Source organism: Denitratisoma sp., assembly GCA_032027165.1.
GTDB lineage: Bacteria > Pseudomonadota > Gammaproteobacteria > Burkholderiales > Rhodocyclaceae > Desulfobacillus.
Genome location: JAVSMO010000001.1, coordinates 2618737 through 2644120 on the forward strand (window position 1 = coordinate 2618737; position 25384 = coordinate 2644120).

Annotated in this window: 25 protein-coding genes; 4 read left to right on the forward strand and 21 right to left on the reverse strand. The window is 68.8% G+C overall.

Annotation, left to right across the window (positions count from 1 at the left end):
* Position 1 precedes the first annotated feature (1 nt).
* A complete protein-coding gene (locus ROZ00_12745; GenBank protein MDT3737087.1) occupies positions 2–280 on the reverse strand; it encodes a chaperone NapD in 279 nt (92 codons plus the stop codon).
* A 221-nt stretch (positions 281–501) separates the two neighbouring features.
* Between ROZ00_12745 and ROZ00_12750 the strand changes: the two genes are divergently transcribed.
* From ROZ00_12750 to ROZ00_12765, 4 genes are all read left to right on the forward strand, one after another.
* The gene (locus ROZ00_12750; GenBank protein MDT3737088.1) at positions 502–903 is read left to right on the forward strand and encodes a LysR family transcriptional regulator; all 402 of its coding nucleotides are present in this window, start codon (positions 502–504) and stop codon (positions 901–903) included.
* A gap of 71 nt (positions 904–974) precedes the next feature.
* On the forward strand, positions 975–1754 hold the full coding sequence (modA, locus tag ROZ00_12755) for a molybdate ABC transporter substrate-binding protein (GenBank protein MDT3737089.1): 780 nt from the start codon (positions 975–977) through the stop codon (positions 1752–1754).
* Complete coding sequence (gene modB / locus ROZ00_12760; GenBank protein ID MDT3737090.1) at positions 1755–2423, forward strand: molybdate ABC transporter permease subunit; 669 nt, start codon at positions 1755–1757, stop codon at positions 2421–2423.
* Entirely contained in the window at positions 2420–3535 is a 1116-nt protein-coding gene (locus ROZ00_12765; GenBank protein ID MDT3737091.1) for an ABC transporter ATP-binding protein, read from the forward strand. The genes modB and ROZ00_12765 overlap by 4 nt, the downstream gene beginning before the upstream one ends.
* 15 nt (positions 3536–3550) lie before the next feature.
* On the opposite strand, the gene ROZ00_12770 is transcribed toward ROZ00_12765, so the two are convergent.
* From ROZ00_12770 to mauD, 20 genes are all read right to left on the reverse strand, one after another.
* Entirely contained in the window at positions 3551–4690 is a 1140-nt protein-coding gene (locus ROZ00_12770; protein ID MDT3737092.1) for a GNAT family N-acetyltransferase, read from the reverse strand.
* A 24-nt stretch (positions 4691–4714) separates the two neighbouring features.
* Positions 4715–5455, reverse strand: a complete 741-nt coding sequence (locus ROZ00_12775; protein ID MDT3737093.1) for an rRNA pseudouridine synthase — start codon at positions 5453–5455, stop codon at positions 4715–4717.
* Positions 5448–6851 (reverse strand): exonuclease domain-containing protein, encoded by a 1404-nt coding sequence (locus ROZ00_12780; GenBank protein MDT3737094.1) that lies wholly within the window; start codon positions 6849–6851, stop codon positions 5448–5450. Before ROZ00_12780 ends, ROZ00_12775 begins: the two co-directional genes overlap by 8 nt.
* A gap of 51 nt (positions 6852–6902) precedes the next feature.
* Positions 6903–7085 carry a DUF3460 family protein gene (locus tag ROZ00_12785; GenBank protein MDT3737095.1) on the reverse strand — a complete coding sequence of 61 codons (183 nt, stop codon included), beginning with the start codon at positions 7083–7085 and terminating at the stop codon, positions 6903–6905.
* A gap of 32 nt (positions 7086–7117) precedes the next feature.
* The gene (locus tag ROZ00_12790) at positions 7118–9295 is read right to left on the reverse strand and encodes a bifunctional (p)ppGpp synthetase/guanosine-3',5'-bis(diphosphate) 3'-pyrophosphohydrolase (protein ID MDT3737096.1); all 2178 of its coding nucleotides are present in this window, start codon (positions 9293–9295) and stop codon (positions 7118–7120) included.
* A 27-nt stretch (positions 9296–9322) separates the two neighbouring features.
* Positions 9323–9529 carry a DNA-directed RNA polymerase subunit omega gene (gene rpoZ / locus ROZ00_12795; GenBank protein MDT3737097.1) on the reverse strand — a complete coding sequence of 69 codons (207 nt, stop codon included), beginning with the start codon at positions 9527–9529 and terminating at the stop codon, positions 9323–9325.
* Between the two features lie 8 nt (positions 9530–9537).
* Entirely contained in the window at positions 9538–10155 is a 618-nt protein-coding gene (gene gmk / locus ROZ00_12800) for a guanylate kinase (GenBank protein ID MDT3737098.1), read from the reverse strand.
* A 48-nt stretch (positions 10156–10203) separates the two neighbouring features.
* Positions 10204–12549 carry a cbb3-type cytochrome c oxidase subunit I gene (locus ROZ00_12805; protein MDT3737099.1) on the reverse strand — a complete coding sequence of 782 codons (2346 nt, stop codon included), beginning with the start codon at positions 12547–12549 and terminating at the stop codon, positions 10204–10206.
* The gene (locus ROZ00_12810) at positions 12546–13709 is read right to left on the reverse strand and encodes a cytochrome c peroxidase (GenBank protein MDT3737100.1); all 1164 of its coding nucleotides are present in this window, start codon (positions 13707–13709) and stop codon (positions 12546–12548) included. Before ROZ00_12810 ends, ROZ00_12805 begins: the two co-directional genes overlap by 4 nt.
* A complete protein-coding gene (locus tag ROZ00_12815) occupies positions 13706–14791 on the reverse strand; it encodes a cytochrome c peroxidase (GenBank protein MDT3737101.1) in 1086 nt (361 codons plus the stop codon). The genes ROZ00_12810 and ROZ00_12815 overlap by 4 nt, the downstream gene beginning before the upstream one ends.
* 10 nt (positions 14792–14801) lie before the next feature.
* Positions 14802–15146, reverse strand: coding sequence for a hypothetical protein (locus tag ROZ00_12820; GenBank protein ID MDT3737102.1), 345 nt, complete (start codon positions 15144–15146; stop codon positions 14802–14804).
* Between the two features lie 12 nt (positions 15147–15158).
* Positions 15159–16589, reverse strand: coding sequence for an aldehyde dehydrogenase family protein (locus tag ROZ00_12825; GenBank protein MDT3737103.1), 1431 nt, complete (start codon positions 16587–16589; stop codon positions 15159–15161).
* A gap of 51 nt (positions 16590–16640) precedes the next feature.
* Positions 16641–17597: a YCF48-related protein gene (locus tag ROZ00_12830; GenBank protein ID MDT3737104.1), complete on the reverse strand. Its 957-nt coding sequence runs from the start codon at positions 17595–17597 to the stop codon at positions 16641–16643.
* Entirely contained in the window at positions 17594–18067 is a 474-nt protein-coding gene (locus tag ROZ00_12835) for a TerB family tellurite resistance protein (protein ID MDT3737105.1), read from the reverse strand. The genes ROZ00_12830 and ROZ00_12835 overlap by 4 nt, the downstream gene beginning before the upstream one ends.
* 7 nt (positions 18068–18074) lie before the next feature.
* Positions 18075–20435, reverse strand: a complete 2361-nt coding sequence (locus ROZ00_12840) for an MMPL family transporter (protein MDT3737106.1) — start codon at positions 20433–20435, stop codon at positions 18075–18077.
* 90 nt (positions 20436–20525) lie between these two features.
* Positions 20526–22361, reverse strand: coding sequence for a DUF1302 domain-containing protein (locus tag ROZ00_12845; protein MDT3737107.1), 1836 nt, complete (start codon positions 22359–22361; stop codon positions 20526–20528).
* Positions 22362–22387: 26 nt separating this feature from the next.
* Complete coding sequence (locus tag ROZ00_12850) at positions 22388–23752, reverse strand: DUF1329 domain-containing protein (protein ID MDT3737108.1); 1365 nt, start codon at positions 23750–23752, stop codon at positions 22388–22390.
* 35 nt (positions 23753–23787) lie between these two features.
* Entirely contained in the window at positions 23788–24222 is a 435-nt protein-coding gene (locus tag ROZ00_12855) for a cytochrome c (protein MDT3737109.1), read from the reverse strand.
* Positions 24219–24752 (reverse strand): methylamine dehydrogenase light chain, encoded by a 534-nt coding sequence (locus tag ROZ00_12860; GenBank protein MDT3737110.1) that lies wholly within the window; start codon positions 24750–24752, stop codon positions 24219–24221. Before ROZ00_12860 ends, ROZ00_12855 begins: the two co-directional genes overlap by 4 nt.
* Positions 24749–25381, reverse strand: a complete 633-nt coding sequence (gene mauD, locus ROZ00_12865; GenBank protein MDT3737111.1) for a methylamine dehydrogenase accessory protein MauD — start codon at positions 25379–25381, stop codon at positions 24749–24751. Before mauD ends, ROZ00_12860 begins: the two co-directional genes overlap by 4 nt.
* Positions 25382–25384: the final 3 nt, after the last annotated feature.

Sequence of the window (25384 nt, forward strand, 5' to 3'; positions counted from 1 at the left end):
GTTAGGGCGCAACCTCGCGGTTGGCCTGCACAGATACTTCGTTTTCGGGATCGGATTCGAACTGGTGATAGACCATGGCGACCGACAGCACGCCGTCCATCGCATTGATGCGATCGAAGATGCCGGTGGTCTCGCCGTCGGATGCGGCTTCGATGGTGACGACGAGCCTGCCGTCGTCCGTGGCGGCGTGGATTTCCACGCCGGAAATCTGCTCTAGACCACCGCGCACCGACGGGAGCTTGGTCGGCTTCGCGTTCACGATGATGCTGGAGATGTTCATGCTGCCCGCGGAGAAAAATCCTCACGCCCCATAGGGAATTTACGACATGCTATTCCTCAATCGACACGCGATTCGTTGATAAATGTCAATTTTTGGTACAAATACTTATTCGGTCCGGCCGCAGCGGCCCGGTAACACCCAAAGGCATGATCGCGAAATAAAAAACTCGCGCGTGCTACAGTTTCGCCGACTGATTTGGTCAACCAATTTCATCGCGAAAGATGTCGCCCAAACGGACAACCCCTCCCGCGCGCGCCGATAAAAAGGCGGGTAGCCTGCGCGCCCGGCTGCGCTTCGTGCTCGAGCCGGACATCGCGCTCGGCCCGGGCAAGGCCGAGATGCTCGAACGGATCCGCGAGACGGGCTCCATCTCCGCCGCCGGACGGCTGATGGGCATGAGCTACAAGCGCGCCTGGCTAATGGTCGAATCGATGAACCGCTGCTTCCGCCGGCCGCTGGTCGAGGCCGCCAAGGGCGGCGCGCGCGGCGGCGGCGCGCGGCTGACGCCGGACGGCGAGGAAGTGCTGGCGCACTACCGCAACATGGAAGCGAAGGCGGCGAAGGCCATCCAGGCCGAGTTGCGCGCGCTGCAGCGCCTCGCCGCGCCGCCGGCGAAGGATTGATCCGCCCGATTGACGCTGCACGGCGCTCTCGTTATAGTCGCTACGTCATAACGAAACGCAAAGGGGATCGCATGCGAACACCATTCTTGCGCAAGGCGCTGGCCGCGCTGTGGCTGGCCGCCGCCGCGCTGGCGCAGCCGGCGTCCGCGCAGGACGCGCCCAACATCGCCGTCGCCGCCAACATGAGCGCGGCGATGCCGGCGGTCGTCGAGGCCTTCGCGCAGGCCACCGGCCGCAGGGTCAAGATCGCCTACGGCTCGTCCGGCAACTTCCGCCGCCAGATCGCCCAGGGCGCGCCCTTCCAGCTGTTCCTCTCCGCGGACGAGGAATACGCCGAGGCGCTGGCAAAGGACGGCCATGCCGAGGGCGTCGGCGCGGTGTACGCCGTCGGCCGCCTCGCCTTCTACGTGCCGCAAGGTTCGCCCGTCGGCATCGACAACAAGCTCAAGGACCTCGGCGCGGCGGCGGCCGACGGGCGGCTGAAGCGCCTCGCCATCGCCAATCCCGAGCTCGCGCCCTACGGCCGCGCCGCGCGCGAGGCGCTGGAGCGCGTCGATCTCTGGAGCAGCGTGAAAGGCAAGCTGGTGCTCGGCGAGAACGTCGGCCAGGCGGCGCGCTTCCTCGCCACGGGCGAAGCGCAGGCCGGCTTCATCCCGCTGGCGCTCGCCGCCGGCCCCGAACTGAAGGCGCGCGGCGCCTGGGCGACGGTGCCGGAGTCCTGGCACGCGCCGCTGCGCCAGCGCATGGTGCTGATCAAGGGCGCCGGCGAGACGGCGCGCCGCTTCTACGACTTCCTGCTCGGGCCGCAGGCGCAGGCGCTGCTGCGCCAGCACGGCTACGCGTCGCCGTAGATGGATTTCTCGGCCTGGACGCTTTCGCTCAAGCTGGCGGCGGCGACGACGCTGCTGCTGCTGCCGCTCGCCGTGCTGATCGCGCGGCCGCTGCTGACGATGCGCCCGGGCGCCCGGCTGGTGGCGGAAGGCCTGATCGCCCTGCCGCTGGTGCTGCCGCCCACCGTGCTCGGCTTCTACCTGCTGGTGGCCTTCGGCCAGCACGCCGCCCTCGGCCAGCTCTATCACACGCTCACCGGGCGCAGCCTGGTGTTCTCCTTCGACGGCCTGCTCGCCGCCTCCATCGTCTTCAACCTGCCCTTCGCCGTGCAGCCGGTGCAGCGCGCGCTGGAAGCCATCCCGCGCGAGGTGCGCGAGGCGGCCTGGTGCTGCGGCCTGACGCGCTGGCAGACGCTGTGGAAGATCGAGCTGCCGCTGGCCTGGCCGGGGCTGCTCACCGCCATCGTGCTCACCTTCGCCCACACGCTGGGCGAATTCGGCGTGGTGCTGATGATCGGCGGCAACATCCCCGAGGAGACGCGCACCGTCTCCATCGCCATCTATGACCACGTGCAGGCCTTCGAGGATCGCGCGGCGGGCATCCTTTCCGCGATGCTGGTGGCGTTCTCCTTCGCGGCGATCATGCTGATCCAGTTCCTCACCCATCGCATCGGGAAGAAGGAACAGTGAGCGCCACCGGCCTCCAGGTGCAGCTGCGCCAGCGCGCACCGATCCCCCTCGACGCGGAACTCGCCTGCGCGCCGGGCGAGCTGCTGGCGCTGGTCGGGCCTTCCGGCAGCGGCAAGTCGACGATCCTGCGCTGCATCGCCGGACTGCACGCGCCGGAGAACGGCACGATCCGCTGCAACGGCGAGACCTGGTTCGATGCCGCCGCCGCGGCCAACCGGCCGGTGCAGGCGCGCCGCATCGGCTTCGTCTTCCAGAGCTACGGCCTCTTCCCGCACCTCTCCGCCCTGGAGAACGTCGCCGCCGCCCTGGGCGGACTGACTTTGGCCGAGCGCGCGGCGCGGGCGCGCGCGCTGCTCGCCCGCGTGCATCTCGACGGCCTGGAGAACCGCAAGCCGGCGGAGCTCTCCGGCGGCCAGCAGCAGCGCGTCGCCGTCGCCCGCGCCCTGGCGCGCGATCCCGCGGTGCTGCTGCTCGACGAGCCCTTCTCGGCGGTGGACCAGGTCACAAGGCGCAAGCTGCAGCAGGAACTGGCGCGCCTGCGCGCCCACCTCAACATCCCGATGCTGCTGGTGACGCACGACCTCGACGAGGCGCGCATGCTCGCCGACCGCATGGTCATCCTGCACAAGGGCAGGACGCTCCAGGCCGGCACGCCCGACGAGGTGATGACGCGGCCGGCCAGCGCCGCCATCGCCCGCCTGGTCGGCCTGCACAATCTCTTCGAGGGCACGCTGGTCGAGGATGGCGGCGCGACGCGGCTGGAATGGCTCGGGCGCACGCTGGAAGTCGCGCGCAGCGCCGGCAAGCCCGGCGAGCGCGTCAGTTGGGTGATCCCGCCCGAGGGCGTGCTGCTGCACCGCCGCGAGCGTCCCTCGCGCGGCGAAGCCGAGAACCCCGTTTCCGGCACCGTGCAGGACTGCCTGCGCCTCGGCCCCTTCACGCAGATCCGCCTGCTGCCCGACGGCGGCAGCGAACCGCTCGCCTTCTCCGTGCCCACCCACGTCGCCGAGCGCAACGACATTGCCCCCGGCGCCGCGGCGCGCGTCACCCTGCTCGCCGGGAGCATTCACCTCATGCCGTGGGAAGCGCCCGCTGAAACACGGGGGGAATAGAAACCGCGCGCCGCGTCACGGCGGCTGACTTTTGTACGGCAGGTGTCGCGCCGTCTCCGCTTCGTAGTCCTGCATCGCCTCGCCCTCGCGCGCGAGGAAATTCGCGACGATATCGCGCATGCGCGGGTCGGCGATCCAGTAGGCCGACCAGGTCGGCACCGGCTCGAAGCCGCGCGCAAGCTTGTGTTCTCCCTGCGCGCCGGGCTCGAAGCGCTGCAGCCCGTGTTCGAGCGCGTACTCGATGCCGCGGTAGTAGCACAGCTCGAAGTGCAGGCCGGGGCAGTCGATGTCGGCGCCCCAGTGGCGGCCGTAGAGCGCGGTGTCGTCGCGGTAGCAGATGGCGGAAGCGACCGGCCGCTCGTCCTGCCAGGCGAGGAAGACGACCATGCGCCGGCCGAGCGCGGCGGCGGCGCGTTGGAAGAACTCGGGCGGGAAGGCGGGATGGTTGCCGTGGCGCCGGAAGGTGTCGCGGTAGTGGCGGTGGATGGCCGGCCAGAGCGCGGCGTCGATCCCGTCGCCGTGGCGCGCCTCGAGGCGCAGGCCGGCTTCCGCCACCGCGCGGCGCTCGCGCTTGAGCTTCTTCCTCTTCTCGGCGGTGAAGCCATCGAGGAAGTCGGCGAAGTCGCGATAGCCGCGGTTCAGCCAGTGGAATTGCACGCCGCGGCGCAGGAGCAGGCCGGCGTCGCGCAGCGGCTGACTTTCCGCCTCACGCACGAACAGGCATTGCCAGGACGAGGCGCCGAGCTCTGCGGTGAGCGCCAGCGCGGCCTCGACGAGGGCAGGTTTCACGCACGCGTCGGCATCGCGCGCAGCGAGCAGGCGCGGCCCGGGCGAAGGCGTGTAGGGCGCGCCGGTGACGAGCTTCGGGTAGTAGGCGCGGCCGCTCCTTTCCCAGGCCGCCGGCCAGTTCCAGTCGCGCGAGAAGTCGCCGAAGGAGTGTTCGCGCAGGTAGAGCGGCAGCAGGCCGGCGAGGCGGCCGGCATCGTCGCGCAGCACAAGATGCATCGGCCGCCAGGCCATCCGCTCGCCGGCGGCGCCGGTCTGCTCGGCGGCGCCGAGGAAGGCGCGGCTGACGAAGGGATCGTTATCGGTGGCGAGGCGCTGCCAGTCGGATTCGGCAAGGTCCAGTGCGCCGTGCAGGATTTCCGGCTGCATTCTCCCTCCGCGGTGGGCAACGGTTCAGAAGCGCTCATCCTCGCGCAGGTAGCGCCACTTGCCCGGCGGCAGGTCGCCGAGCTTGACGCTGCCGATGCGCACGCGCTTGAGGCCCGTCACCTTGAGGCCGACCAGCTCGCACATGCGGCGGATCTGGCGCTTCTTGCCTTCGCGCAACACGAAGCGCAGCTGGTCCTCGTTCTGCCAGCTCACCTTGGCCGGCTTCAGCGCCGCGCCGTCGAGAGAGAGGCCGTGATTCAGGAGCGCCAGGCCCTTGGCGTCGAGCTTGCCTTCGACGCGCACCAGGTATTCCTTCTCGATGCGCGAATCCTCGCCGATGAGCAGCTTGGCGATGCGGCCGTCCTGGGTGAACACCAGCAGGCCGGTGGAGTCGATGTCGAGGCGCCCGGCCGGGGCCAGTCCTTTCAGGTGCGCCGGGTTGAAGCGCTGCGGCGAGCGGTCGGCGTCGTGATGCGTGGCGGCGGTGACCAGCGTCGCCGCCGGTTTGTAGCCCTGCTCGGCCTGGCCGGAGACGTAGCCGACCGGCTTGTTGAGGAGGATGGTCACCTGCGCGAGCTGGTTCGACCTGGCTTCCTTGCTCAGCGTGATTATCTGCGTCGGCAGCGCGCGGCTGCCCAGCTCGGTGACGCGCACGCCGTCGACAAAGACCCAGCCGCGCTCGATGTAGGCGTCGGCCTCGCGGCGCGAGCAGAGGCCCTGCTCGGACATCAGTTTCGAAATGCGGACCTTGCCGTCGTCACTCATGGCGTTCCAGTCTCACTATGTCCGCCGAGCCGGCGCGCTTCTCCAGCTCGCGGCGCAGGATGCGGTAGGTGTCGAGGTCGAAGGCGGCGTCGAAGCGCGTCTGCGCGGCATCGAACAGCTCGGCCTCGCTCCTGGCGGTGCCGAGGTGGCACCAGTGCTCGAAGAGGTGCCACTCGCAGCGCGCGCCGGCCTCGTCGCGCTCGCGGATGGCGATGCGGCCGGGGAAGGGCCAGGCACGCAGCTTGAGCACGGCCAGCGCCGCCTTCAGGCGCAGGTCGTGCGTCAGGGCGTTTTCCTTGCCCACGCAGAAACCCTTGCAGCGCTTGATCTGGTGGTTGAAGCAGGGGCCCTTGCCCTGCTCGATGCCGAGGCGCTTCAGGCACAGGCCGTGCTCGGCGGCCAGCTCGCGCAGGGTGTTGTTGGCTTCGCGCTTCGACTTGAACTGGCCGTAGAGTCCGCCGAGTTCTTCCGGCGCCGCACCGGCCAGCGGCACCAGCTCGAGGGCAACGTCGCCGCCCTCCTTCAGGCGGAAGGCGCACAGCTCGGCGTTCTTCCTCAGGTGGCGGTTGTGGATGGGCGATTTATCCTTGATCAGGCGCGCCTCCAGCAGCAGGGCGCCCAGCTCGCCGGCGGTTTCGATCCAGTCGATGCGCTTGGTTTCCTGCGCGAGTCGCATGGCGCGGCCGGCACTGTGGTCGGCGGCGAAGTGCGACTGCACGCGCGCGCGCATGTTGACGCCCTTGCCGATGTAGAGCGGCAGTTCATTCTCGCCGTGGAAGAGGTAGACGCCCGGCGCTTCCGGCACGGCGTCGACCGCCGTCGCCTCGAGGCCCGAGGGCAGGCTCGGCGCCTTCATGGCCTTCTTCAGCGCGGCGCGGATCGCCTCGGGCGGCTTCTCGGCATGCACCAGCCGCACGAAGTCCCACAGCACGCGCGCGTCGCCCAGCGCGCGGTGGCGCGCGTCGCAGCCGAGGTTGTGGCGCGCGATCAGCGCGTCGAGGCCGTGGCGGTGATGCTCGGGGTAGAGGGCGCGGGAGAACTTGACGGTGCACAGCACGCGAGGCTGGAAGGCGCGCTCGAGGCGCTTGAATTCGTTCTTGAGGAAGCCGTAGTCGAAGCGCGCGTTGTGGGCGATGAAGAGGCTGCCCTCGATCCTCTCGAACACCTCGTCGGCGATGTCGGCAAAGGACGGTGCGCCGCGCACCATGTCGTTGGTGATGCCGGTGAAGCCCTGGATGACCGGCGGAATGGATTCGCCCGGGTCGACCAGCGTGGACCACTCGTACTCGAGCCGGCCGGCGGTCACCTTGACGATGCCGACCTCGATGATGCGATCGAACGCCGGATTGGCGCCGGTGGTCTCGAGGTCGACGAAAACGAGGGGGGAGTCGAGCAAGCGGGGTGTCAGGCAAAAGTCAGTCGCCGCGGCACGGCGGCTGACTTTTCCTTATCGGTAGACGTAGGGCTTTTGCGGCAGCCGCGATTCCTTCAGGCGCTGCTGTTCGTCGGGCGTCTGCGGCGCCTTGTCCCACCAGAGGGCGCGGCCGCTTTTCTGCTCCTCGACTTCCTCGGGGTGCTGCGCCAACCACTCGCGCATGAACTTCGTATGCTCGGATTCGTACTGGGCCATGTCGATGCTCTTCGGTTCGGAAAAGGCGAATTTTACTCCCGCACGCGGGAGATGCGCACCACTTCCGGGATGTGGCGCAGGGCACGCAGGATGCGCGCCAGATGCACGCGGTTGGAGACCTGCAGGACGAAGTAGAGGGCGGTATATACGCCGTGCTCGTCGTCCATGGTGACGTGCTGGATGTTGGAGCCGGCCTCGGCGATCTCGGCGGCGACCTTGGCCAGCACGCCGCGGCGGTTTTCCGCCTCGATCTTGATGGCCGCCTCGAACAGTTTGCCGGTGTCGCGCTCCCATTCGACGTCGACCCACTTGGCCCGCTCGCCGCGGCCGCGCAGGGAAATGCTCGGGCAGTCGGCCAGGTGCACCACCAGGCCCTGGCCTTTCTTGATGACGCCGACGATGGGGTCGCCGGGGATCGGCCGGCAGCAGTGGGCCAGCTGCACCGCCATGCCCTCGCTGCCGCGGATCAGGATCGGTCCCTGCGGCTTCGGCTCGGCCGCCGGCTCGTCCTTCTCGATGCCCTCGGCCAGGCGGCGCGCGACGATGGCCGGCAGGCGCTTGCCGAGGCCGATGTCGGTGAGCACCTCCATCTTCGACTTGGCGCCGCACTCCAGCACGAACTTGTCCCAGACGACGTCGCCGATGCGCTCGGCGGACAGCTCGAGCGGCCGCAGCGCCTGCGCCAGCAGGCGCTCGCCGAGGGCGGCCGATTCCTCGAACTGCATGGTCTTCAGGAAGTGGCGGATCTGCGAGCGCGCCTTGCCGGTCTTGACGTAGGACAGCCAGGCCGGGTTCGGATTGGCATGCGTCGCCGTGATGATCTCGACCTGGTCGCCGTTCCGGAGCTCGGTGCGCAGCGGCATCAGCTCGTGGTTGATGCGGCAGGCGACGCAGCGGTTGCCGATGTCGGTGTGCACGGCATAGGCGAAATCCACCGCCGTCGAGCCGCGCGGCAGCGGCAGGATCTTGCCCTTCGGCGTGAACACGTACACCTCGCCGGGGAAGAGGTCGATCTTGAGGTGCTCGAGGAATTCCGCCGAGTCGCCCGAGGCCGACTGCAGCTCGAGCAGCGACTGCAGCCACTTGTGCGTGCGCTGCTGCAGCTCGGAGAGGCTCTTGTCGTCCTTGTAGAGCCAGTGCGAGGCGACGCCCGACTCGGCGACGTGGTGCATCTCGGTGGTGCGGATCTGCACTTCCACCGGCGTGCCGTAGGGGCCGATCAGGGTGGTGTGCAGCGACTGGTAGCCGTTGCCCTTGGGGATGGCGATGTAGTCCTTGAACTTGCCCGGCACCGGCTTGTACAGGCTGTGCAGCGCGCCGAGCGCGAGGTAGCAGGTCGGCACGTCCTTGACGATGACGCGGAAGCCGTAGATGTCGAGCACCTGCGAAAAGGACAGCGACTTGCCGCGCATCTTGCGATAGATGCCGAACAGGTGCTTCTCGCGGCCCATCACCTCGGCCTCGATCTGCGCCTCCTCGAGACGCGCCTTGATGCCGCCGAGGATCTTGCTCACCACCTCGCGCCGGTTGCCGCGCGCCGCCTTGATGGCCTTCGACAGCACGCGGTAGCGCAGCGGGAAGACGTGGCGGAAGGCCAGCTCCTGCAACTCGCGGTAGAGATTGTTCAGCCCCAGCCGGTTGGCGATCGGCGCGTAGATCTCCAGCGTCTCGCGCGCGATGCGGCGGCGCTTGTCCGGCCGCAGCGTGTCGAGCGTGCGCATGTTGTGCAGGCGGTCGGCCAGCTTGATGAGGATGACGCGCACGTCGCGCGCCATCGCCAGCAGCATCTTGCGGAAGTTTTCGGCCTGGGCGTCCTCGATCGACTGGAACTCGATCTTGTCGAGCTTGGAGACGCCGTCGACCAGCTCGGCCGTCACCTTGCCGAAGCGCTCGCCGATCTCCTTGTTGCCGATCTCGGTGTCCTCGGTGACGTCGTGCAGCAGCGCCGCCATCAGCGCCTGGGCATCGAGGTGCCAGCCGGTGAGGATGCCGGCGACGGCGAGCGGGTGCGAGAAGTAGGGATCGCCGCTGATGCGGAACTGGTTCTTGTGCGCCTCCGCCGAAAAGCGGAAGGCGTCGGCGACGCGCTCGATGTCCTCGGGCTTGAGGTAGGTGCCGAGCAGCTCCTTCAGCTTCTCGAGCTGGAGGGTGAACTCAGTGTCGTAGGCTTGCGGGGTTTGCGGGCCGGGAGAAGATGCGGCGGCATGCATGGCTCACCATCCTCTCCCGAACGGAACCTATGCCTGTCCGCGGTTGAGCACTTCCAGGCCGACCAGGCCGGCGGCGATCTCGCGCAGGGCGACGACGGTCGGTTTGTCCTTCTCGCCCTCGATCAGGGGCGAGGCGCCGATGGTCAGCTGGCGGGCGCGGTAGGTGGCGGCCAGGGTGAGCTGGAAGCGGTTGGGGATTCGTTTGAGGCAGTCGTCTACGGTGATGCGGGCCATGGTTTTTCCTAAATGTCCTGTTCGAGAAACGAGAAAAGCGCGCGGTGGCGGTCCAGCTGCGAGGCGTAGCGCAAACGAACCGAACGCACTACGGTCTGGAGGTCTTCGATGGCCTCCGGCAACGTGTTGTTAATAATAACATAATCGAACTCGTTTACATGGCGCATTTCGTCCACGGCGGCGGCCACGCGGCGGGCGATGATTTCGTCGCTGTCCTGGCCGCGCCCGCGCAGGCGGCGCTCGAGCTCTTGCACCGAGGGCGGCAGGACGAAGATGCCGGTGCAGCCGTGGAACAGCCCGCGCACCTGCTGCGCGCCCTGCCAGTCGATCTCGAGCAGGATGTCCTGCCCGGCTTCCATCTGCTCGACGATCCAGCGGCGCGAGGTGCCGTAGAAGTTGCCGTGCACTTCGGCGCTCTCGAGGAAATCGCCCCGCTCGCGCATGGCGAGGAAGGTCGGAATATCGACGAAATGGTACTCGCGGCCGTTCACCTCGCCGGGCCGCGGCGCGCGGGTGGTGGTCGAAACCGACAGGCGGATGCCGCCGTCGCGCTCGAGCAGCATCTTCACCAGCGTGGTCTTGCCGGCGCCGGAGGGGGCTGCGACGATGAATAGGTTTCCGCTCATGACCGAATTGTACCGATCCCCGGCGGCCGGAGCGATGCCGCGAAATAATCAGTCGAGGGCCGGCGCCACTCCGGCTCCGGCGGGAGCGGCGTCGCGCGCGGCGGCGGCCGGCTTGAGCGCCGCCAGCCGGCTCAGCATGAACCAGGCGAGCGGCAGCACGCCGCCCAGCACGAACAGGGCACCGCCGACGATGCGCGCCCAGGTCAGCGTCTGGAACAGGCTGCCCTGCACGAACTGCTGCGAGCGGGCGTGCCACAGGCCGTGCGCCAGCACGTCGTTCAGCTGCGCGATGCCGACCGGGAACAGGTCGATCGCCACCATCAGCAGCAGGCCGAGGTTGAGCGACCAGAACGCCCGCCGCAGCAGGCGAGCATCCCAGGCCTGCGCCGCGACCAGGTAGCGGCTGCAGAACAGGATGGCGGCGATGGCCAGGTTGCCGTAGACGCCCATCAGGGCGGCGTGGCCGTGGTTCACCGTCAGGTAGGTGCCGTGCTCGTAGTAGTTCACGATCGGCAGGTTGATGATGAAGCCGAACACGCCGGCGCCGAGGAAATTCCAGAAGTTCACGCCGAGCAGGAAGAGGAAGGCTTCGGCCTGGCCAAAGGCCGCCGGCCGGCCGGCCCCGGCGCCCGCCGCCAGCGCGCGCTGCGGCGCGTTGCGGAACTGCCAGGCTTCCAGCGTGAGCAGGATCAGCGGCACCACCTGCAGGGTCGAAAAGATGCTGCCGATGGCCAGGGTCGCCACCGGCTTGGCGTTCCAGTAGAAGTTGTGCGAGATGCCGAGCAGGCCCGAGCCGAGGAACAGCAGCGTGGCGAGATAGACGATGCGCGAGGCGGCGGCATGATTGACGAAGCCCATCAGCACCATGAAGTACGCCAGCAGCGCGGTGGTGAACACCTCGAAGAAGGCCTCCACCCACATGTGGATCACCGCCCAGCGCCAGAAGTCGGCGACGACGAAGTTCGTCTCGGGGCGGGCGACGAAGCCGGAGACGAACAGCAGCAGCACGCAGGCCACCGCGTAGAGCAGCCACTTCGGCAGGGTCCACGCGTCGCCCTCGCGCCAGACGCCGCGCGCGAGGCGCCAGACGATGCGCAGCCACAGCGCGAAGACGCCGAACAGCACGCCCTGCCACAGCTTGCCCATCTCGACGAATTCCCAGCCCTGGTTGCCGAGCAGGTTCCAGTGCTCGCCGAGCAGGCCCTTGCTGCCCAGCGCGATGCCGATCAGGCTGCCGGCGACCCAGACGACGAACAGGCCGAAGAGCAGATTCATCTCGCGCAGCAGCCCCGCCGGCGCCTCGCGCCGCGCCGTGGACAACACGAAGATCGAGGCGCCGACCCAGCAGGCGGAGATCCACATCAGCGCCAGCTGCAGATGCCAGGCGCGGACGATGGTGATGGGCAGCGCCTCGGCCAGATCGACGCCGAAGACATGGGTGAAGCGCAGGAAATCGTGGATGGTCAGCACGCCGGCGGCGATCTGCAGCACGAACAGCGCCGCGGCGGCGGCGAAGAACTTGTAGGTGGCGCGCTGCAGCGCGCCCGGATCGAAGGCTTCGACGTGCGTCAGGGCGGCGAGGCGCGCCATCTCGTCGGTCTGGCCGGTCTGGCGCCAGCCGGCCAGTCCGCTGTAGCGGCCGTAGAGGAACAGCACGACGCCGAGCACGGCGATCAGGCCGAGCGCCGCTGCCACGCTCCAGATCAGGGTCGGCGCGGTCGGCCGGTTGCCGGCCAGCTCGTCGTAGGGCCAGTTGTGCGTGTAGCTGTACTCTTCGCCGGGCCGCTGGGCACCGCAGACCCAGCCGCCCCAGAAGAAGAAGGCGGCCAGATCGGAGAGCTCGCCGGCATCCGTGATGTAGCCGGCGGGGTGGAAGGCCTCGGCGCCCTCGCCGCGGAACATGGCGGCGTAGCGGCGCTCCAGTTCGCGGAAGGCGTAGGCCTGCGCCTCGCCGACCGTCACCCGGTTGCTCGCCGCGTCGTGGCGGTTGCGGCGGATCTCGGCCTGGGCCAGCGCCAGGGCGGCGGCCGGCTCAACGCCGTCGCGCGAGGCATGGTGGTCGCGCATGGCGCGCGCCATGGCCTGCAGGGCGTCGGCGGTGAAGTCGGGGCCGCGCCCCGCCCCGTCGCCGAACATCGAGCCGTGGTTCATCAGGCCGTACTTGAGGAACACCAGCTGGCCGCGCGTGACGGCGGCGGCGGCCACCACGGTCTCGCCCGACTCGGTCACGAAATCCGGGATCGGCGGCGCGTCCTGGTAGGTGCGCGTGCCGACGTAGATCATGCTGCCGAGGCCGACGGCCAGCACGAGTGCCAGCGGCAGCCACCAGTTGCGCCGGTTCATCACCAGGCGGTTCCACATGCCGCCGATCTTCTCGAATGCGCCTTCGATCATATGCGTCCTTGCACGGGTTGCTCGCACTGCTCGCCGCTGCCGTCGAGCGGCAGGGTCGGCGGCAGCACCGGCGCCTCGACGATCAGCGGCCGCTCCATGCTGAGGGACTCGAGGAAGGCCACCAGGTCGTTCTTCTCCTCCTCGCTGAGGCCGAGCGGCTTGAGCAGCGGCGACTTGTTCGGCACGCTGCCGCCGCCGGCGTCGAAGAAGTCGACGACCTCGCGCAGCGTGGCGAAGGCGCCGTTGTGCATGTAGGGCGCGGTGTACTTCAGCTCGCGCAGCGTCGGCGTGCGGAACTTGCCGATGTCGGCCGGCTCGCGCGTGCGGTAGTAGCGGCCGAGGTCCTCCTCGTGGCCGCGATACACCGCCTGCGGCACGTCGCGCTGGACGTTCTGCCAGCGCACGGCGATCTGCACCAGCGGATGGGAATCGTAGAGCGGCTGGCGCGGCACGCCGAGGGCGTGGAAGCCTTCGTCGCTGGCGAGCGCACCGTGATGGCACTGGATGCAGCCGGCCTTGCCCTCGAACAGCGCCAGGCCGCGGCGCGCCGATTCGGAGAGCGCGGAGGCGTCGCCGGCGAGATGACGGTCGAAGGGCACCTGGCGCGGATCGGACACCAGCGTGCGCTCGAAGGCGGCGATGGCCTGCCAGGCGTGGTCGAGCTGCGGCCACTCGTCGCCGAACGCCTGGCGGAACAGCGCGACGTACTCGGGGATGAAGCGCAGGCGCATCTCCACCATCGAGGCCTTGCCGTTGCCCTCGACCGGCGCCTGCATCGCCGAGCGCGCCTGGATCTCCAGGCTGTCGAGCGTGCCGTCCCACATCAGGCGGGTGTAGTGCGCAGCGTTGAGCACCGTCGGGTTGTTGCGCCAGAGGCGATGGCCGGGATAGCCGCGCGCCAGCGCGTCGTTGTGCGTCCAGCCGAGTTGCGGCACGTGGCAGGAGGCGCAGGAGGTGGAGGCGTCGCCGGAGAGGCGCGGATCGAAGAACAGCATGCGGCCGAGGCGCAGCTTGTCCTCGCTCATCGGGTTGCCTGCCGGCACCGGCACCGCCGGCAGGGAGGCGAGCGGCGGATGCGCGGGCGCCGGCGTCAGGGTCGCCCAGGCGCCGGCGAGCAGCACGGCGGCAGCCAGCAGGGACAGGATCAGCGGGCGCCTCATCGCCGCACCCTTCCAGCGTTGGCGACGCTGCCGTAATCGTAGGCCGGCGGCTCCGCCACCGGCGCCAGCGGTGCGGAGAGCGCGCGCAGGAAGGCCGCCAGCGCCTGCCGCTCGCGCGCGCTCAGGTCGAGCGGGCGCAGCACGCTGCCGGGGCCGCCGCCGCGGTCGTGGAAGTCGATCGCGTCCTCGAGGCTGGCGAAGCGGCCGTTGTGCATGTAGGGCCCGGTGTGGGCGAGGCCGCGCAGCGGCGGCGTGACGAAGCCGCCGCGCTCGGCCGGGTTCTTGCTGACGGCGTAGGCGCCGACGTCGCCGCGCTCGGCCATCGGCTGCGGCAGCCCGCGCTCGGCGTGGTGGCGCAGCAGGCTGATGGCGCGCAGCGGCTCGCGCGCGATCGCCGGGTGCTCGGGCACGCCGAGGCGATGCGGCTTGCCGTCGCTGAGCAGCGGCCCGTGGTGGCATTGGATGCAGCCGGCCCGGCCGGCGAACAGCCGCAGGCCCTCCTCGGCCAGCGGTTCGAGCGCCGCCTCGCCGCGCAGGGCGCGGTCGACCGCGCTCTCGCCGAAATCGAGCGTCTTCAGGTATTCGGCGATGGCTTCGAAGGCCTGCTCGCCGCGCAGCTCGGCCTTCTCGCCGAAGGCACGCCGCCAGAGGTTGAAGAGGGGCGGGATCTGGCGGATGCGCTCGGCGATGATGCGCGTCTCGCCGTTCATGAACTGGGCGTCGAGCACCATTTCGCGCACCGCGCCGGCGAGGTCCGTGCCACGGCCGTCCCACATCAGGCGCGTCCTGAGGCGCACCGAGAGCAGGCCGGGCGCGTTGCGGAAGTGCTCGGTGCCGTTGTAGCCGCGCGACAGCGGCTGGCCGTCGGCGAAGCCCTTCTCCGGCAGGTGGCAGCTGGCGCAGCTGCGGCTGCCGTCGCCCGACAGGCGGGTCTCGAAGAACAGGTGGCGGCCGAACTCGGCCAGCGCCGCGCTCACCGGCGCCGGCGGCGGCAGCGGGACGATGCGCATGTCGGCGGCGGATGCCGATGCGGCGGCGACGGCCAGAGCGCCGGGCAGCAGGATGCGCCGCAGCCAGGTCATTTGGCGTGCCTCATTTGACGTGCGCCTCCCCGCCGTAGCGCACCAGCGGCGCCTGCTGCAGGATCACGCTGCAGCTGCGCTTCCAGTCGAGGATTTCCTTCAGCAGGCGCGCGTCCTCGGCGGGCGTCAGCGGGCGGGCGCCGGGCGCGGGGACGCTGATGAAGAAGACGCGGCCGGTGTCGCTGTGGGCGAACTGGCCGCGCAGGGGCTGTGCCAGCTTCTTCGCCTCGTCGGGCGGCTGGTGGCAGCCCATGCAGTTGAGGGCGTAGAGGGTCGCGGCGGACTCGCCGGCCGAGGCAGCCAGCGGCGCCAGCAGCGCCGCCGCAAAAGTCAGTCTCCCCAGCACGGCGATCACACCGGCGCTACCTCACTTCTTTATGCTTATTACTTGCGGCTGGGTGACGGCCTTCAGGCCGTCGAGGCCGAACTCGACGCCGTAGCCCGAGCCCTTGACGCCGCCGAAGGGCACCATCGGGTGGATCATGCCGTGCTGGTTGATCCACACCGTGCCGGCCTGGATGCGGCTGGCCACCTGCTTCGCCTTCTCGACGTCGGTCGACCACACCGAGGCGCCGAGGCCGACGTCGAGCCGGTTGGCGCTGGCGATGGCCTCGTCGATGTCGCGGTACTTGATGATCGGCAGCACCGGGCCGAACTGCTCCTCGTCGACCAGCCGGTCGCCGTCCTTCAGCCCCGTCACCAGGGTGAGCGGATAGAAGTAGCCGGGGCCGCCCTTGGGCGCGCCGCCGCAGACGATGGTGCCGCCCTGCTGCTTGGCGCTCTCCACCAGCTTGACCACCTTGTCGTACTGCATCTTGTTCTGGATCGGGCCCATCACCATGCCTTCCTGCAGGCCGTCGCCCATCGGCATCATCTCGGCCAGTTCCTTGAGCGCCTGCACGGTCGGCTCGAACAGGTTTTCCGGCACATAGAGGCGCTTGGCGCAGGCGCAGGTCTGGCCCATGTTGATGAAGGCGCCCCAGAACAGGCCCATGGCCATCGCCTTCGGATCGGCGTCCGGCAGCATGATGGCGGCGTCGTTGCCGCCCAGTTCCAGCGTGGCCGGCACCAGGTTCTTCGCCGCCGCCTCGGCGATCTTCTTGCCGGTGGGGCCGGAGCCGGTGAACATCACCTTGTCGATGCCAGGATCGGAGGTGAGCCAGGCGCCGACTTCGCCCGGGCCGCTCACGGTGTTCACCACCCCCGCCGGCAGCACCTCGCTGATCAGGCGCACCAGTTCGAGCGTGCCGATCGAGGTGTACTCGGAAGGCTTGATGACCACGGTGTTGCCGGCGCGGATCGAGGGGATGATCTGCCAGATGGCGATCAGCAGCGGCCAGTTCCACGGCGCGACGGCGGCGACCACGCCGTAGGGCTTGCGGTGCACCTCGTCGCGGCGCGTGTCGTCCTCGAAGGCCAGTTCCACCGGCAGGTCGAGGCTGGCCGGCACCTGGGTCCACACTTCGCAGCCCCACACCTCGAAGCGCGCGCCCGGCACCTGGTCGGGGCCGACGCCGCCGAGCGGCTTGCCCTGCTCGCGCGTCACCCATTCGGCGAGGGTTGCGGAATTCTTGTTGATGACCTCGGCCACTTTCATCATCAGCGCCTTGCGCTCGGCGTCGGGCCGCGCCGCCCAGGCCGGCTGCGCGGCGCGCGCCGCGGCGATGGCGTCCTTGACCTGCTGCTGGCTGGAGATGGGCACGCGGCCGATCGACTCGCCGGTGGCGGGATTGATCGACTCGAAGGTCTTGTCGGAACCGACGGCCTTGCCGTTGATGGTGTTCAGATAGGTGTTCATGAGCTCGCTCCCTTGCGTTGGTTGAACTACGTCACACGTGATCCGCCTGCGTCACTTGATGTCCCCGCCGATGCCGGCGAGGGTGAAACTGAGCAGCGACTCGCCCGCCTCGACCAGCGCCGTGTGCGATTGCCGCTCGGGCCGGGTCTGGGCGCCGAAACTGCGGCCGGCGTCCTTGCTGCGGACGACCGCGCCGCCGAGGCCGGCGAGGACGACCTCGCCGCCGGCCCGCTGCACGCCGGCCGTCAGCGCCTGCCGGGTGCCGCTGGCCACGCCGAGCCAGCTGCGCCCGCCGTCCTCGCTGCGCAGGACGTTGCCGCGCATGCCCCACACCAGCACGGTGCCGTCGGCGAGGGTCATGCCGCCCCAGATCGATCCCTTGTATGGCAACGAAACCGGCATGAAGGCATCCCCCTCGGCGCGGTACAGTCCGCCGCCCTCGGCGGTGATCCAGCGGCGCCTGTCCGGGCCGGAGAAGATCGCGTAGAGGTGCTGGTCGGCGTATTCGCCCGCACTGATGCGGACCGGCTTCCAGTTCCTGCCGCCGTCCTCGGTTATGGCGGCGAAGCCGAAGGCGCCGACGACCATGCCGCGCCGCTCGTCCTCGAAATGCAGGTCGAACGGCACCACGTCGGCGCCGAGGCTGGCAAGCCGCGTCCAGCGCGCGCCGCCGTCGCGCGTCTCCAGCAGCACGCCGCCGTGGCCGGCCGCCCAGCCGTGCTGCGCGTCGATGAAGTGGAGCGCGGTCAGCGTGGCGCGCGTCGGCGTCGGCGCCTGGCGCCAGTTGCGTCCGCCGGCGTCGGAAACCAGGATGGTGCCGAAATCCCCCGCCGCGACAATCCGCTCGCCGGCACGCACGGCCGCCATGAGCGGTGCGCGCTGCGCAAGGGGAGCCTGGTAGGCCTCGGTGTCGCGGAAACCGGACTGCGCGCCCCTCTCCTGCGCCGTCGAGGCGCACGCCATCAGCGCAAGGGCGCAGCCGGCCAGCAGATGCGCCGCGCGCATCATGCTCCCACCCCGCCCCTGCTGGAGCGCGCATAGGCGAGCATCCGCGCCGCGTCGGCCTGCGCCTGAGTCAGGCCGAGCGCGGCGGCGGCGCGACCCATCAGCGCATCCTCGAGCCTCGCCAGCCGGCCGTCGGCATACACTACCCGCCACATCATCTCGAGCACCCGCTGCCGCTCTTCCGTCGCATAGTGCTCGCGCACCGTCTGGGTGAACACCCAGTCGTCGAGCGCGGCGGCGAACTCGCCCTCGGCGATGCGCAGCAGCTGCGCCGTCTCCTCCTCGGGCAGGCGCAGGCGCTCGCGCATCAGGCTATGCATGAGCTCGCGCTCGGCGGGCGGAATGGCGCCGTCGACCTGGGCCGCCTCGACGAGCAGCGCCGCCACCGCCAGGTCGATGGCTGGATAGGGCAGGGAAGACGGCGCCGCAGCCGGGGCGCCGCGCAGCTTCTCGAGAAGGGATTTCTTCGGCATAGGGAACTCAGTGGGCCAGGAACGGTGCGCGCACCGGACGCGTGCGCGGAATCAGCACGTCGATCATCACCGCCAGCGAGGGCAGCAGGGTGATCGCCATCAGCATGTTCACCATGAACATGAAGGTCAGCAGCAGGCCCATGTCGGCCTGGAACTTCAGCTCAGAGAACGACCAGGTGGCGACGCCGACCGAGAGCGTCACCGCGGTGAAGAAGGTGGCGATGCCCGACTCCATCAGCGACTGGCGGAACGAGGTCGCGATGTCCACGCCCTGCGCCAGGTAGATCTGCAGGCGGTTGTAGATGTAGTAGGCGTAGTCGACGCCGATGCCCACCGCCAGCACCATCACCGGCAGGGTGGCCACAGTCAGGCCGATGTCGAGCGCCTTCATGAACCAGTAGCCGAGGAAGGTCGCCAGCGTCAGCGGCAGGCAGCAGGCCAGCATGGCGCGCCAGTCGCGGTAGGTCAGCAGCACCAGTACGATGATGGTGGCGTAGACGTAGAGCATCATCGGCAGCTCGGTGCTCTCCAGCACCTCGTTGGTGGCCGCCTGCACGCCGGAGTTGCCGCTCGCCAGGCGCAGCCTGACGTCGGCCTGGGTTTCGCGCTCGCGGAAGTCGCGCACCGCCTGCACCACCGCCTTGATGGTGGTGGCCTTCTGGTCGGTCAGGTAGATGTTTACCGGCAGCACCGTGCAGCCGGGATTGAGCAGGCCGGTGCCCTCCGGGATCAGGCCGACGGAATTCGCCAGCGAGCGCTCGTCGAGCGCCAGGGCGGTCCATTTCGGATGGCCCTCGTTGGTGCCGGCATAGGCCTGCTTGCCGAGTTGAGCGACGGAGGCGACGGAGAGCACGCCGGGCACGTTCGACATCTGCCAGGCGAACTGGTCGATGTGGGCCATGACCTCGGTCTGGTAGCAGCCGTCGCGCGGCGTCTCGAAGACCACCGTCAGGACGTCGAGGCCGAGGTCGAAGCGCTTGACGATCTCGGCCGCGTCGCGGTTGTAGCGCGAATCGGCGTGCAGCTCGGGCGCGCCCGGCATGAGGTGGCCGACGTGGCGGCTCTGGCTTTCGTGGAAGGCGATGCCGAACAGGACGACGCTGGCCAGCGTGCCGATGGCGGCGTTGCGCGTGGTGGCGATGCGGCCGAAGAAGGCCATGATGCGGGCACGCTGCTCGCGCAGGCGCAGGGCGCGGTCGATGAAGCGCTGGTCGAAGCTGAAATACGAGGCTGCCACCGGCAGCATGATCAGGTTGGTGACGATCTTGTAGGCGACGCCGATCGACGCGGTGATGCCCAGCTCGCGGATCATCGGGATCGGAATCAGGGTCAGCGTGGCGAAGCCGACGAAGGCGGTCACCAGCGCCATGGTGCCGGGGATGAACAGGCCGCTGAAGCTGCGCCGGGCCGCGGTGCCGACGTCGTTGCCGGCGCAGACCTCCTTCGAGATGTAGTTGATCTGCTGCACGCCGTGGGAGACGCCGATGGCGAAGACCAGGAAGGGCACCAGCACGGCGAGCGGGTCGAGGCCGTAGCCGAGCAGCTGCAGCGTGCCGAACTGCCAGACCAGGGAGACCAGCGAGCAGGCCATCGGCAGCACGGTCAGCGCCAGCGAGCGCGAGTAGTAGAACACCGCGGCGGCGGTGAGCAGGAAGGCCAGCGCGAAGAACTGCACCACGCTCTTGGCGCCCTCGGCGATGTCGCCGATCTGCTTGGCGAAGCCGATGATCTGGATCTCGAAGCCGGCATCCTCGTGGCGGGCGCGGACGTCCTGCTCCAGCCGCTTGGCGAAGGCCAGGTAGTCGAGCTTCTCGCCGCTCTTCGGGTCGTGCTCGAGCAGGTCGGCGACCACCATGGCGCCGCGGCTGTCGTTGGCGACCAGGCTGCCCATGTAGCCGCCGACGAGGGCGTTGTTGCGGATGCGCGCGATCTTGTCCGGCGTGAGCTGGTCGGGCGTGATGTCGCCGCCGATGACGTCCTCGGCGCGGAAGCCCTCCTCCGTGACCTCCAGCACGCGGGTGGTCGGCGTCCATAGCGAGGAGACGGTGCGCCGGTCGACGCCGGCGAGGAACATCACCGACTGGGTGACCTCGTGCAGGCGCTGCAGCCCCTCGGCGGTCCAGATATCGCCCTGGCGCGGATGCACCACGACGATGATGCGGTTGGCGCCGAACACCTCGTCGCGGTACTGGTTGAAGGTCTGGATGTACTCGTGGCCCTGCGGCAGCTGCTTGTCGAAACCGGCGTCCATCTTCAGCTGGACGGCGAACAACGCCATCAGCAGGGTGAAGGCGAGCAGCGTTCCGAGCGTCAGCGCGCGGCGCCCGAAAAACAGGTCTTCGAGCCGTTGGACCAGTGATGCGATCATCTTGATGTGTTACCGGAAGGAGGGCGGAATGCGCCCGGGGCGTTCAGCCGCCCCGGGCCATCGGGCCGATCATGCAATGCCGCTGCCTGCTCAGAAGGTGTAGGAAACGCTCCCGAAGGCAAAGTCGCGGTCCCGCATGGTGTTGTTGTTGCCGCCGCCCCAGTAGCGCGTCACGCCGAGATTGGCCTTCCACCGGCTCTCGCGGTCGAAGTTGAGCGAGAAGGCCGCCGACTTGCGCCCCTCGACGAAGGGCAGGGCGTTCGGCGTGGTGCCGTTCACGTCATGGGTGAAATCGAGCTGGGGCAGCATGTTCCAGCCGCTGCCGAAGATGTTGGGATAGGTCAGGCCCATCGACACGACGTAGCCCCACGAGGTCTTGTTCGGGATCTCGTAGTTCGACAGCAGGTAGGGCACGTTGCCGGAGCGGTCGAGCCCGGGATAGTAGGCCACCGCCGCCTCCGCCAGGATGTAGCCTTCCGCCGCGCCGAGGCCGGTCATGACCGCGCCGAGCGGGCTGGAGGGGGCCACCAGGTAGAAGCCGGTCAGGTGCGCCTGCCATTTCCGCTCGGTGGTGAAACCGCGCGCCACCTTGCCGGCGTACTCGAACACCGAGTACTTGCCGGCAGCCGGCACGGTCGGATCGACGGCGACGCTGTCCTTCGGACGGTAGGAAAGCTCCGCGCCGACCGCGACCGGACCGATGTTGGTGTTCATCGAGACGCCGAAAAGATTGCGCTTCTCGCCGTAGTCCTCGAAGTAAGTGACGCCGAGGAGGTTGGTCGGCGAGCCGGCGTTCCGGAAGCCGATGAAGGGAATCTTGTCGTGGTAGCGGATGTAGTAGAAACCGAAATCGCTGTGCAGCGCATCGGACTTGTAGCGGAAGGCCGCGCCGAACTGGCCGCCTTTCGGATCGCGCACGCCCTCGCGGTAGGCGACGGAGCCCGTGCCGACTGCGCCATAGGCCGGGTTGAACAGGGGGTTCGCCAGCTGGGCATCGGTCAGCCCGTGCGGCCCGCCCGGGTCGCCGACGGTGCCGTTCGGGAATGGCGCGCCCGGGAGCCCGAAGTTGTTGGCGATCGAGGTCGGCACGTAGGCGTTCCCGGCGCTCTTGCCGAGCACGTCGGCCGGCGAGAAGAAGGTGCCGACGGCCGGAAACTGGAAGGCGTTCCACTTCCACTGGTAATAGCCCTCGAAGCTGAGGTTGTCGGTCATCGAGGCGTTGAGGGAGATCATCGGTGCCGGCCGGAACACTTCCTTCAGTTGGGTGCCCGGAATGCTGAAGCGCTGCAGGTCGATGGCGTTGGTGATGTTCACGCCGCCGTAGATGAAGACGTCCTCGCCCCAGCTGATGACCTGGTTGCCGAGCTTCACCTTGGCCGGCCGGTCGCCGATATGAAACTCCTTGGCGATCCAGGCGTCCAGCCAGGTCCAGTTCTTGACGGCCAGATCCTTCGCCTCGTCGGAGAGCGGGGTGCGGCGCGTATCGTCGGCCTTGAAGTCCTTCAGCCAGGAGGCGCGCACCAGCGCGGTGAGGCCGGCCGGCGCCTTCAGGTACAGCTCGTGCGTGCCCTTGAGCGCCACCGAGACGACGTCGCCCTTCTTGTAGTTGAGGTTGCCGTTGTCGGACTGCAGGTAGTTGAAGTCGGGCGGGGAAGCGATGCCGCCGCCGGGTCCGAACATTTTCTCGCCCAGCGTGCCCGTCACGGGAGTGCAGCCGCCGTTGTCGTTGCCGATCACGCTGCAATGCGTGGACTCCAGGCGCTGGCGGAAGCCGAGGGAGATGGTGGAGTCGAAGCTGCCCGACACCGATTCGCCCTCGAACTTGAACGCCGCCGCCGGCTGGCTGGCGAGCAGACCCAATCCGCCCAGCGTCGCCGCCAGGACCGCCCTGCGTTTGGTTCCGATGCCTTTTTGGCTCTTTTTCATGTTCTCCTCCTCTGGTGTCGTCGCGCTCAGCGGTCGCCGACGCGGCGTAGTTCATCCGGATTGAACCGGCTCTTCTCGATGCGCCCCTCGCGTCCGGCCAGCCAGTCGGTTTCCGGGCGCTCCTGCGTCGCGTTCTCGGCGATGTAGCGGCCGACGTTCAGGTCGTAGCCCATGTTCTCCTGGGCGACGCAGGCCGGAATTTCCGGCGCGACGATGAGGCTCGACTCCTGCACGCGCCAGACCTTGCCCTGGGCGTCGTAGTTGTCGACCACCATGATTCCCCAGCTGTCCTCGTCGAGATAGAAGATCCGCTTCGGGAAGATGTGGCGCATGCCCTCCTTGAGGGTCGCCTCCACCTTCCACACGCGGTGCAGCTCGTAGCGCACCAGGTCGCGGTTGACGTAGTCCGGGCCGTAGATGTCCTTGTACTTGCGGCCCTTGTCCACCCACTTCCAGCTGTTGTAGGGGATGTACAGCTCCTGCTTGCCGACCAGCTTCCAGTCGTAGCGGTCCATGGCGCCGGCGTACATCGGGTACTGGTCCACCGTCTCCAGGTTCTCGTAGCCCGGCACCGGGTTGTCGTAGGCGAAGGTCGGCGCACGGCGCACGCGGCGCTGGCCGGGGAAATAGAGCCAGGCGTCGCTCGCCGCGTTCATGGACCAGTGGGCGAGGATCAGTTCGCCGGTGCGCGCCGCCGGGGATACGACCGCATTGAGCAGCTTCATTTCGACGCCGCCGACCTCATCCACGCCCTTGTTGTTGCGGCTGTGGAAGGGGATCGTCACCCACTGGTCCTGCACCAGCGGCGTGAAGTCGCCCGACTTGCTGGAGAAGATGGTCGAGTAGTACTCGATGCGCCCTTCGCCCTGGTAGCGCAGCTTGTGGTTCCACATGGCCTCCGCACCGGCCTTGGGAATCGGGAAGAGCACCGCCGCGCCGATCGCCTTCTCCAGGCCCCAGCCGTTGGCGGCGAGCTTCGCCTCCTTGGCGTTGGTCTTCGTGCGTTCGTAGACGAAGTCGGGGAAGCCGCAGGAGCGCCGCGTCGGATAGACATCCATGCGATAGCCCTTCAGCGTCTTCAGCAGCGCCATCTGGCCCTCGGACAGCTTGTCCTTGTATTTGTCCGCGCTGCCCGCGTCGATCGAGAACAGCGGCTTGTCGTCCTTGTAGGGGTCGATGCGCTTCTGCCCCGCCTTCCAGCCGGCCGGCGGTTTCGTGATGCCGCCGGTCCACTCGGGAATGGAGCCGTCCTTGTTGCCGGCCTTCTCTGCGCCAACCGGCGTCAGGTCCTTGCCGAGGCGGGCGACCTCCGCGTCGGTCGCGGCGGCGGCCGCCAGTCCCCAGGCGCAGGCCAGGCATGCTGCAATCGTCGTTCTTGTAATCGACTTCATCCGTGCTCCTCCTCTTGAAACGATTCTTCCGACGCCTACTGCTCTCGCAGGCGGCGCACTTCGTTCGGCGGCAAAGCCCGCTTGCGGGCGGCCGCCACGTCCTGCGGCGTAACGCGTTGTTCGGCCGGCACGCCGTTCAAATCCCCGAGGACATGGCCAACCACGGCGACGATCTCCTCGTCGGTGAGCGCCGCAAAGGGCGGCATGGCATCGTTGAATTTTTCGCCGCCCGAGACGATCGGGCCCATCATCCCGCTCACCACCAGCTGGGCGAGGTAGGCGCGGCCGGTTTGCTTTTTCGCGCGCTCGGCCAGGTTGCCTGCCAGCCGCGGCGCGAAGCCGGGAATGCCCTCGCCCTTCTGCTGATGGCAAACGGCGCAGTGCTGCTCGAACAGCGCCGCGCCGCGATCCTGCGCGCAAGCCGCCGTCGCCGCGATCATCGCGAGCCCCGATAGCAGCACGAGCCTCACGAATCCTTCTCCGCCAGGCCGATCAGCACCGCGGTGGTGCAATGGAACATGGTGCTGCTGGTATTGGCCATGCACCAGTTGACGTCGTTGTGCAGGCCCATGCGGTAGCCGGGACGCTCGCCGAGGTTGGTGTTGCACAGGCAGCGGCCGCAGGCGGTCTTGCCGCAGCAGTCGTTGTAGCTGATCAGGTAGTCCTTGCCGTCCTGCGGGTTGCGGCAGGTGCCGATCCAGGCGACCTTCGACACTTCCGTTCCCGGCGGGCAGGTGGACATCGAACCGCCGCAGCAGGAGCAGAGGAAGCCGTCCACCGCGCAATAGCGCCAGTAGTCGCACTGGTAGACGTCCGGCTCCTTCTTCTTGCCGCCGGAACCGCCCGCGGCGGCACGCGCGATGCGGTCGAAGGGCAGCACCGGCAGCGTGAAGGCGGCGCCGACCAGCAGTCGGCCGATGCCGACCAGCGCGCTGCGGCGCGACACGCGCTGCGCCGCGCGGCGGCTCGAGCGCTCGAAGAATTCGTCAAGCCATTTCATATTCCCGTTCCTGTTCCTTGCCCGGCTCCGGCTCCGGCTCCGGCCTGGCCGCCGACGAACTCCTGCACCGAGGCCACGTTCATTTCCTTGGCGGTGAACAGGCTTTCCAGCTGTTCCCGCGAATTCACCAGACCCTTGGCGCGCACCCGTCCGGCCTCGTCCAGCAGCACCGCGTAGGGCAGCTTGCCCACCCGGAAGGCCATGCCCAGCTCGGCCGACAGCACGTAGGGAAAGTCAGTCAGCGCGGCACGGCGGCGGAAGGCCGCGTGCTCCTCCGCCTCGCCGTCGCTGGCGAAGACGATGTCCAGCCAGGCCGATTCGGCGGCGGCGATCGACTTGAGGATCGGCAGCAGCTTCTTGCACACCGGGCAGGTGGGCGAGAGGAAGAAGAGGAGCTGGCTGCGCGCCGCCGCCGCGCCGACGGCCACGCGGCCGCCGCCCAGCGCCGGCAGGTCGAAGCGCGGCGCCGCCTCGCCGACGGCCGGGCCGGAATCGATCATCAGCGCGCCCATCGGCGCCACGCGCTCGTAAAGGATGCCGACCTGGCGCGCCAGGGCGAAGACCGCCACCAGCAGCGCCAGCACGACAGCCCAGAGAATGACGTTGGATACGGCGAGTGCATCGATCATGCG